Raw genomic sequence first — 9044 nt, 5'->3', positions numbered from 1 at the left:
TCTGGTCATCAAGTACGGCACCAACGATCAGATTACCGTTCGCGAGTTCTTTGGCCCGGGCAGTCAGGACGGACCAGGTGCTGTTGAGCAGTTCATGTTCAGCGACAACGTCGTCTGGAATGCTGCCGACATCAGGTCCCGCGTGACGATCACCGGCACAAACGGCAACGACTACCTCAATGGCGCCTTCGACGACACAAACCGGATGTTTGGTCTGAACGGCAACGACAGTCTGACTGGAGGAGCGTTGGCGGACCAGATGGACGGTGGAAATGGAGATGACACACTGACCGGGATGGAGGGCGATGACACGCTCGTCGGTGGTGCGGGCAACGACCTGCTCCAGGGACGAAACGGCAACGACACCTACCGGTTTACGTTGGGTGATGGCGTTGACGTGATTGAAGACAATGACTTTACGCCGGGCAACGCTGACGTCTTGACTTTTGCAAACGTGGCCTCGACGGCACTGCGCGCAGTCGAGCGCAACTCGCAGGATCTGGTCATCAAGTACGGCGCCAACGATCAGATTACCGTTCGCGAGTTCTTTGGTCCGGGCAGTCAGGACGGGCCAGGTACTGTTGAGCAGTTCATGTTCAGCGATAACGTCGTCTGGAGCGCAGCCGACATCAGGTCCCGGGTGACGATCACCGGCACAAACGGCAACGATAACCTCAATGGTGCCTTCGACGACACAAACCGGATGTTCGGGCTGGAAGGCGATGACAGCCTGACTGGAGGAATGTCGGCGGACCAGATGGACGGTGGCACCGGCAACGACCTCCTACGAGGACTAGGCGGCAACGACACTTACAAGTTCTCGCTCGGTGCCGGCGTCGACGTCATCGACGATGGTGACTTTACGCCAGGCAATGTTGACGTCGTGACCTTTGCAGACGTGGCCTCGACGGCACTGCGCGCAGTCGAGCGCAACACAATCGATCTGGTCATCAAGTACGGCACCAACGATCAGATTACCGTTCGCGAGTTCTTTGGCCCGGGCAGTCAGGACGGACCAGGTGCTGTTGAGCAGTTCATGTTCAGCGACAACGTCGTCTGGACTGCAGCCGACATCAGGTCCCGCGTGACGATCACCGGCACAAACGGCAACGACTACCTCAATGGCGCCTTCGACGACACAAACCGGATGTTCGGGCTGGATGGCCATGACAGCCTGACCGGGGGCATGTTGGCGGACCAGATGGGCGGTGGAAATGGAGATGACACACTTACCGGAATGGAGGGCGATGACACGCTCGACGGTGGTATGGGCAACGATACGATGGCGGGTAACGCTGGTAACGATACTTTTATTGTCGACAGTGTTTTGGATAACGTCATCGAGATCGCCAACGAGGGTACGGACACGGTGAATAGTTCGGTGTCCTGGACACTGCCGTCACACGTCGAAAACCTGACCCTGACCGGCTCGGCCAGTATCAACGCAACCGGCAACTCGCTGAGCAACGTGCTCACCGGAAACAATTCGGCCAACGTGCTCAACGGCGGTGCCGGTGCGGACACCATGGCTGGAGGGTCGGGCAATGACACCTATGTCGTGGATTCGGCCGCTGACGTGGTCACCGAGTTCTCCAATGCCGGTACGGACACAGTGCAGTCGGGCGTCACCTATACATTAGGTGCCAACCTCGAAAACCTGACCCTGACCGGCTCTGCCGCCATCAACGCGACCGGCAACGCCCTGAACAACGTGCTCACCGGCAACAGTGCGGCCAACGTGCTCAACGGCGGTGCTGGTGCAGACACCATGGCCGGCGGGTCTGGCGATGACATCTATGTCGTGGATTCGGCCTCCGACGTTGTCACCGAGAACTCCAATGCCGGTACGGACACCGTGCAGTCGAGCGTCACCTATACGTTGGGTGCCAACCTCGAAAACCTGACCTTGACCGGTTCGGCCACCATCAACGCGACGGGCAACTCGCTGAACAACGTCCTCACCGGCAACAGCGCAGCCAACGTGCTCAACGGCGGTGCCGGTGCAGACACCATGGCCGGCGGCGGAGGCGACGACACCTACGTCGTCGATTCCAGCTCCGACGTGGTCATCGAGAACGCCAGCGCCGGCATCGACACCGTGCAATCCAGCGTCACATTCACCCTTGGCAGCGACGTGGAGAAACTTGTCTTGACAGGCACGGCCGCCACCGAAGGTCGTGGAAATGCGCTTGAGAATGTGCTGTCCGGCAACTCGGCCGCAAACACCCTCTACGGGGATGCGGCGGGTACAAGTGGGAATACCGCGCCGCTCACGTCACTGAGCGTGTTTGCCAGGGGCAGCATTGCGCTAGGCGCCGCGCCCATCATGGAGGTGTGGATCGATGGTGTGAAAGCGCAGACCTTCGAGGTCAGTTCGACCACGACCCAGGAATACGTCATCTCGGCGGCAAATCTGCCGGCAACCGCCGCGCATCGGGTCGACGTCGTGTTCACCAACGATGCGTACGACGGCGCAACGGGCCAGGACCGGAACCTGTATGTCGAGCGGCTCCGTTTCAATGGCAGGGATTACCTGACAAACACTGATCAGTTGTTGCTCGACTACGGTAACGGCGCCGCCGCACGGGACGGCATGAACATCACGCTTGCCACTTCGGGCGTCATCGCAACGAATGCAGCCTTGCGCTTCTCGCTGGACGGCAGCGACCGGCTCGACGGCGGCGCGGGTGCGGACACGCTGATCGGAGGCAACGGCGACGATATGTACTACGTCGACAATGCCTCGGACTCCGTCGTTGAACTGTCCGGCCAGGGCCTGGACACGGTCAAGAGCAGCGTCAGCCATACCCTAGCCGGGAACGTGGAGAACCTCGTGCTTACCGGTTCGGCGATCGCCGGAACCGGCAACGATCTGGCCAACTTGATCATTGGCAACGCCAGCAACAACATTCTGGACGGAGGCGGCAGCACGGATTCGCTGAGAGGCGGTGCCGGAGCAGACACCTTGATTGGAGGCTTGGGCAATGACCTTCTGGATGGTGGCGCAGGCAACGACATTTACCGTTTCTCGCGAGGAGACGGTCAGGACTCGATCTGGGAATCCGACACGACCGCCGGCAACCAGGATGTCATGAGCTTCGACTCCACCGTTGCGTACGATCAACTCTGGTTGAAGAGAGTTGGCAACAACCTTGAAGTCAGCGTCATCGGCACGACAGACAAGATCACCGTCTCCAACTGGTACGTGAGCAACCAATGGCATGTCGAACAAGTGGCCGCCAGCGACAAGATCCTCGTCGATACGCAGGTGCAGGCGCTGGTCGATGCCATGGCAGCCATGACGCCACCTCCGCTGGGACAGACTGCCCTGTCGGCGGCCCAAGTCAGTGCGCTCCAGCCCGTGTTGGCAAGCAGCTGGCAATAACTACCTGCACAGATTGAGGCGGCGGGACGAGCGCCTCAATCTGTGCAGGCGTTCGGACGGGCGCAGCCGTCGGGTGGCACTTCTTGGGAGCAGCGCGCGCAAGGTCAGTGCGATGAGTTTCAGGGTGCTTGCAGAAGTCGATTTCACGTGTTCAGTGGCGAAGACAGCACCCTCTGTTGTTCGCCTGCCCTTGCGGGTAAAACTCTTGCTTCCAATTCCTACTCGTGAGAAGGCGATGCTCGTCAACGAAAAGGGACAGGTCACCATCCCCAAGCACATACGTGACGCCGCAGCCGTTGCGCCGGGCAGCGAGGTGACGTTCAGCCTTGAAGGCAGCAAGATCGTCATTTCCCTTGTCGGTACGCGCGTCAAGGAAGACCGCCGCGATCAGCTCAAGGCCGCGGCTGCACGGGTACGCGGCAGTCTGGGTGCTGAATTCAGACCGATGGGCGCCGACGAAATCATGCGTTTCATCCGGGGCGACGACCCCGCCGACGGCGCCGCATAGTGGTACTCCCCAGCCTTTCCAGCTATGACGGTTCGGCCGGCGTGCTCGTCGATACGAATGTGTGGGTGGATTGCATAGACGATGCCAGCCCCTGGCATGAGTGGGCAGTGGAGCAATTGCAGCGCTGCAGCGAGCGATCCCCCCTGCACGTGAACATCGTCATCTACACCGAACTGCTGATTCCCGACCCGGACATTGGCGCGCTGGATGCAATGCTGGATATCCATGACACCTCGCGGACACCCTTGCCGTGGGCCGCGTCCTCCCTCGCAGCCGCTGCCTATGCACTGTATCGGCGCCGTGGCGGCGCCAGAGATACACCGCTGCCCGACTTCTTCATTGGCGCCCATGCCGCAGTATCCAATCTGCGCGTGCTGACCCGCGACCCGAAGCGCTACCGGAATTACTTCGCACGGCTCGAAGTCATTGCGCCCTGACCAGCGACTCACCGACCCAACCCGAGTGCATCGAACAGTGCATCAAACTACGTCGGGGACGCGGCCTTGCCGTCCGGCTCACGGTCTGTCTGCGCCGGCTCCAGATGCCCGGAAAACAGACTGGCCGCGATGATCATCGCGCCGCCGACCCACTCCTTCACGCCCATCGCCTCACCCGCCAGCCACCACGACGACAGGGCGGCGACGACCAGTTCGAACAGGAACAGTGCGATCGCGGCGTTGGCGCTGACGAAGGTGATGCCGTACTGCACGACCAGATTCACCACCACCAATACGCCGCCGAGGATGATGAGCACGGCCCAGGTTTCCGGGCCGATGGCGGCGATTTCGCTCAGCGGCGACTCGCCGCGCAGCCAGGCGGCGAACGGGGCGACGGCGATGACGCCGAGGAATACGGCCATCACCTTCTGTTCGATGGCGATGTGGGCGGTGCGCCGCACCATCACGTTCACGCCGGCAAAGCAGATGCCGGCGCCCAGCCCCATCCATTCGGCCGAGCCCTGCGGCCAGGGCAGGCCCAGTTCGGGTCGCCACAGCATGACGACGGCGCCGGCCAGCGACAGCGCGATCACGCCGGCACCGATGCGGCTCAGGCGTTCGCCGAGCAGCAGGCGTGACAGCAGCACCGTCCACAGTGGCGACAGGTAGAACAGCAGCAGCACGCGCATCACCTCGCCGTCGAGCGCGCCGAGCACGTAGCCGAGGTTGGTGCCGGCGGCAGCCAGCGCGAGCGCGACCAGCCACAGGCTGGGGCGCGTCCTGCGCAGCACCGGCCACAGCGGAATCAGGCCGAACAGGAACGCCAGCGCGTAGGTGATGAAGGTCGCCGTGACGCCACCCATGCCGGCCGCCTCGATGACGCGGTAGGGATACCAGATGAGACCCCAGACGATGCCGCCGCACAGCAGGGCAGCTGAAGGAAGGCGCCGCGAACGCGGCACGCGGGAAGCGAGCATGTGTACGTATACTTATATGGTGTGGGAAAAAGCCTGAAACGACGTCAAGCACGACGCCGGATTCTCGACGACCGGTGCGGATGCGCCCGGACACCCCCGCGAACCGATGGACCTTCACTCTGACTGACATGCCGAACGACACCCTGCCCGTCACGCCGCACCTGTCGCTGCTCCAGCCCTATCCCTTTGAAAGACTGAAGGAATTGACTGCCGGCATCAGCGGCCCGGCGCATCTGCCGCTGGTGCGCCTGTCGATCGGCGAGCCGCAGCATGCCACGCCGCAGCTGATCAAGGATGCACTGACCGGCGCGCTGGACGGCCTGTCGGTCTATCCGACGACGGCCGGGCTGGACGGGCTGCGCGAGTGTATCGCGGGCTGGATCCAGCGCCGCTACCGTTTGCCGGCGGTCAGCGCGGCGACCCAGGTGTTGCCGGTGAATGGCTCGCGCGAGGCGCTGTTTTCGTTCGCGCAGAGCGTGATCGACGCCAGTCGGCCGGATGCGGCGGTGCTGTCGCCCAACCCCTTCTATCAGATCTACGAAGGCGCGGCCCTGCTGGCCGGCGCGCAGATCCGCTTCTACAACCAGTTGCCGGACGATGACTTCGCCTGCAATTTTGACCGCATCCCGGACGCCGGGTGGAAAGGCGTACAGCTGATCTACGTGTGCTCGCCGGCCAACCCGTGCGGCAAGGTGATGACGCTGGACGAATGGCGCACGCTGTTCGAGCTGGCCGACCGCCACGGTTTCGTCATCGCGTCGGACGAGTGCTATTCGGAAATCTATTTCGACGAAGACGCCCCGCCGCTCGGCGGCCTGCAGGCGGCGCACGCACTCGGGCGCACCGGTTTCGAGCGGCTGGTGGTGTTTTCCAGCCTGTCGAAGCGCTCCAACGTGCCCGGTCTGCGCAGCGGTTTCGTGGCCGGCGATGCACGGCTGATCAAGCGCTTCCTGCTGTATCGCACCTATCACGGCAGCGCGATGGGGCTGGCGGTGCAGGCGGCCAGCGTCGCCGCGTGGTCGGACGAGGCGCACGTGCGCGACAACCGCGACCAGTACCGCGCCAAGTTCCACGCGGTGCAGCCGCGCATCGCGTCGGTGATGCATGCGCCGATGCCCGATGCGAGTTTCTACCTGTGGGCGCGCACGCCGGCCGCCCTGGACGACACCGTGTTCGCCCGCCGGCTGCTCGCCGAATATAATGTGGCTGTTTTGCCCGGCAGTTATCTGGCGCGCAGCGCCGGCGGCGTCAATCCGGGCGCCGGCTTCGTCCGCATCGCCCTGGTTGCACCGGGCAATCAGTGCATCGAAGCGGCCGAGCGCATCGTGCAGTTCTGCCACGCGCTCTGAGCGCCGGCCCGACTGCTCCGGTCCGATTGTTCCGGTCCATCGCGCCGGCCACCCATTCAGTATCTTTTTTCTTCCATTTCAACGCTTTATTACGGGACACCCGATATGCAGGCTGCTCAACAGATCATCGAAACCGCCTTTGAAAACCGCACCCAGTACTCGCCCGGCAATGCACCGGCCGAACTGTGCGAAGCGGTTGAATTCGTCCTTTCGCAACTCGACAGCGGTGCACTGCGCGTCGCCGAGCGCATCGACGGCGACTGGGTGACCCACCAGTGGATCAAGAAGGCGGTGCTGCTGTCTTTCCGCCTGCAGGACAACACGGTCAGCGAAGGCGGCGAAACCCGTTATTACGACAAGGTGCCGATGAAGTTCGCCGGCTTCGACGAAGCGGCCTTCCGTGCCGGTGGCTTCCGCGTGGTGCCGCCGGCCAGCGTGCGCCGCGGCGCCTTCATTTCGAAGAACGTGGTGCTGATGCCCTCTTACGTGAACATCGGCGCGTATGTCGGCGAAGGCACCATGGTCGACACCTGGGCCACGGTCGGTTCGTGCGCCCAGATCGGCAAGAACGTGCATCTGTCCGGCGGTGTGGGCATCGGCGGCGTGCTGGAACCGGTGCAGGCCAACCCGACCATCATCGGCGACAACTGCTTCATCGGCGCCCGCTCGGAAGTGGTCGAAGGCGTCATCGTCGAGGACAACAGCGTCATTTCGATGGGCGTCTACATCGGCCAGAGCACCAAGATCTACGACCGCGCGACTGGCGAGGTGACGTACGGCCGCGTGCCCGAAGGCTCGGTGGTGGTCAGCGGCAACCTGCCGTCCGCCGATGGCAAGTACAGTCTTTACTGCGCGGTCATCGTCAAGCGGGTCGATGCGCAGACGCGTGCCAAGACCAGCATCAACGAATTGCTGCGCGCCTGATCGGCGGTGTCGCTCGTCTTGACCGCGTGACCCTCACCCGGCGCTGCGCGCCACCCTCTCCCGCTGATGCGGGAGAGGGAAGAGGTGCGCCGCATCTCGTTTCTCTCCCCTCTCCCGCATCAGCGGGAGAGGGGCCGGGGGTGAGGGCAAGCGGCCAGTTCAGGACGGCGGCACAAATTGGGATGCATGATCTCGTGAAGCGCGCCAAAATACCGCAGCGCCATCGCTGCGCGGCGCATCGATGGCAACCGGAGGCAACATGATCCTAGACAAGCTGTTCCAGGTGATGGCGGACAAGAATGCCTCCGACATCTTCGTGTCGGCCGGCGCGCCGATCGCGATCAAGATCCAGGGCACGACGGTGCCGATCAACCAGCGCGTGATGGATCCGGAAACCATCCAGCGCATGGCATACGAAATGCTCACGCCGGAGCAGCAAGAGCGTTTCGAGAAGACACGCGAACTGAATCTGTCGTTCGGCCGGCGCGACCTCGGCAATTTCCGGGTCAACATGTTCTGGCAGCGCGGCAGCATCGCGATGGTGGTGCGCTACATCCTGGGCGACATCCCACCGCTCGACACGCTCGGCCTGCCCCCGGTGCTGTCCGAAGTCATCATGGAAAAGCGCGGCCTGGTGCTGGTGGTCGGTTCGACCGGCTCCGGCAAGTCGACCACGATGGCGGCGATGATCGATCACCGCAACCAGCACAAGTCCGGTCACATCCTGACGGTCGAAGACCCGATCGAATACCTGTTCAAGCACAAGAAGTCGATCGTCAATCAGCGCGAGATCGGCATGGACACCGAAGGCTGGGCGCCGGCGCTGAAGAACGCCATGCGCCAGGCGCCGGACTGCATCCTGATCGGCGAAATCCGCGATCTGGAAACGATGCAGGCCGCACTGGCCTACGCGCAGACCGGCCATCTGTGCCTGGCCACGCTGCACGCGAACAACGCGCACCATGCGCTGAACCGCATCGTCAATTTCTTCCCGCTGGAAAGCCGGCAGTTGCTGTTCCTCGATCTGGCGGTCACGCTCAAGGCCATCGTGTCGCAGCGGCTGGTTCGCAAGCCGGACGGCCGGCGCATGCCGGCGGTGGAAATCCTGCTCAACACGCGCCACATTTCCGAGCTGATCGACCGCGGTGAGGTCAACAGCGTGAAGGAAGCGATGGAACGCAGCATGGCGCCCGGCTCGCAGACCTTCGAGCAGGACCTGTTCCGGCTGTACCGCGAAGGCGAAATCACGCTCGACGAGGCGCTGTCGAATTCCGACTCGCCGACCAACCTGTCGTGGCTGATCAACAATTCGCAGTTCGGCGTGAACGAGCCCCCCAGGAACGACGCACCGAAAGCGGACGAACCCGATCTTGAAACCACGGTGCCCGGCGGCGCCTCGTTCGCCGAGTTTTCGCTCAATCTGGAAGATGGCGGTCGGTGAGCGGTTGCGGCGGCCGGCCAGCC

General features: G+C 63.0%; 7 protein-coding genes. 6 read left to right on the top strand and 1 reads right to left on the bottom strand.

Annotation, left to right across the window (positions count from 1 at the left end):
- The first annotated feature begins 1 nt into the window (after window position 1).
- The 3 genes from Q8Q80_RS08015 (at window position 2) to Q8Q80_RS08005 (ending at window position 4330) form a co-directional block, all read left to right on the top strand.
- The gene (locus Q8Q80_RS08015; RefSeq protein WP_371132723.1) at window positions 2–3385 is read left to right on the top strand and encodes a calcium-binding protein; all 3384 of its coding nucleotides are present in this window, start codon (window positions 2–4) and stop codon (window positions 3383–3385) included.
- Between the two features lie 112 nt (window positions 3386–3497).
- Entirely contained in the window at window positions 3498–3893 is a 396-nt protein-coding gene (locus tag Q8Q80_RS08010) for an AbrB/MazE/SpoVT family DNA-binding domain-containing protein (RefSeq protein WP_305632405.1), read from the top strand.
- Entirely contained in the window at window positions 3893–4330 is a 438-nt protein-coding gene (locus Q8Q80_RS08005) for a type II toxin-antitoxin system VapC family toxin (RefSeq protein WP_305632404.1), read from the top strand. Before Q8Q80_RS08010 ends, Q8Q80_RS08005 begins: the two co-directional genes overlap by 1 nt.
- Before the next feature lie 47 nt (window positions 4331–4377).
- On the opposite strand, the gene Q8Q80_RS08000 is transcribed toward Q8Q80_RS08005, so the two are convergent.
- Window positions 4378–5307, bottom strand: a complete 930-nt coding sequence (locus Q8Q80_RS08000) for a DMT family transporter (protein WP_305632403.1) — start codon at window positions 5305–5307, stop codon at window positions 4378–4380.
- 128 nt (window positions 5308–5435) lie between these two features.
- Here Q8Q80_RS08000 and dapC point away from each other — a divergent pair, with 128 nt between their 5' ends.
- The 3 genes from dapC to Q8Q80_RS07985 all read left to right on the top strand — a co-directional run bounded on the left by dapC (window position 5436) and on the right by Q8Q80_RS07985 (window position 9021).
- Window positions 5436–6656: a succinyldiaminopimelate transaminase gene (gene dapC, locus Q8Q80_RS07995; RefSeq protein ID WP_305632402.1), complete on the top strand. Its 1221-nt coding sequence runs from the start codon at window positions 5436–5438 to the stop codon at window positions 6654–6656.
- 105 nt (window positions 6657–6761) lie between these two features.
- The gene (gene dapD, locus Q8Q80_RS07990) at window positions 6762–7580 is read left to right on the top strand and encodes a 2,3,4,5-tetrahydropyridine-2,6-dicarboxylate N-succinyltransferase (protein WP_305632401.1); all 819 of its coding nucleotides are present in this window, start codon (window positions 6762–6764) and stop codon (window positions 7578–7580) included.
- Between the two features lie 259 nt (window positions 7581–7839).
- Complete coding sequence (locus Q8Q80_RS07985; protein ID WP_305632400.1) at window positions 7840–9021, top strand: PilT/PilU family type 4a pilus ATPase; 1182 nt, start codon at window positions 7840–7842, stop codon at window positions 9019–9021.
- Window positions 9022–9044: the final 23 nt, after the last annotated feature.

The sequence above is a fragment of the Methyloversatilis sp. genome, assembly GCF_030698125.1.
Lineage (GTDB): Bacteria > Pseudomonadota > Gammaproteobacteria > Burkholderiales > Rhodocyclaceae > Methyloversatilis.
Note: the sequence above shows the minus strand (reverse complement) of the source record. Positions and strands in the feature narration are given on the sequence as shown.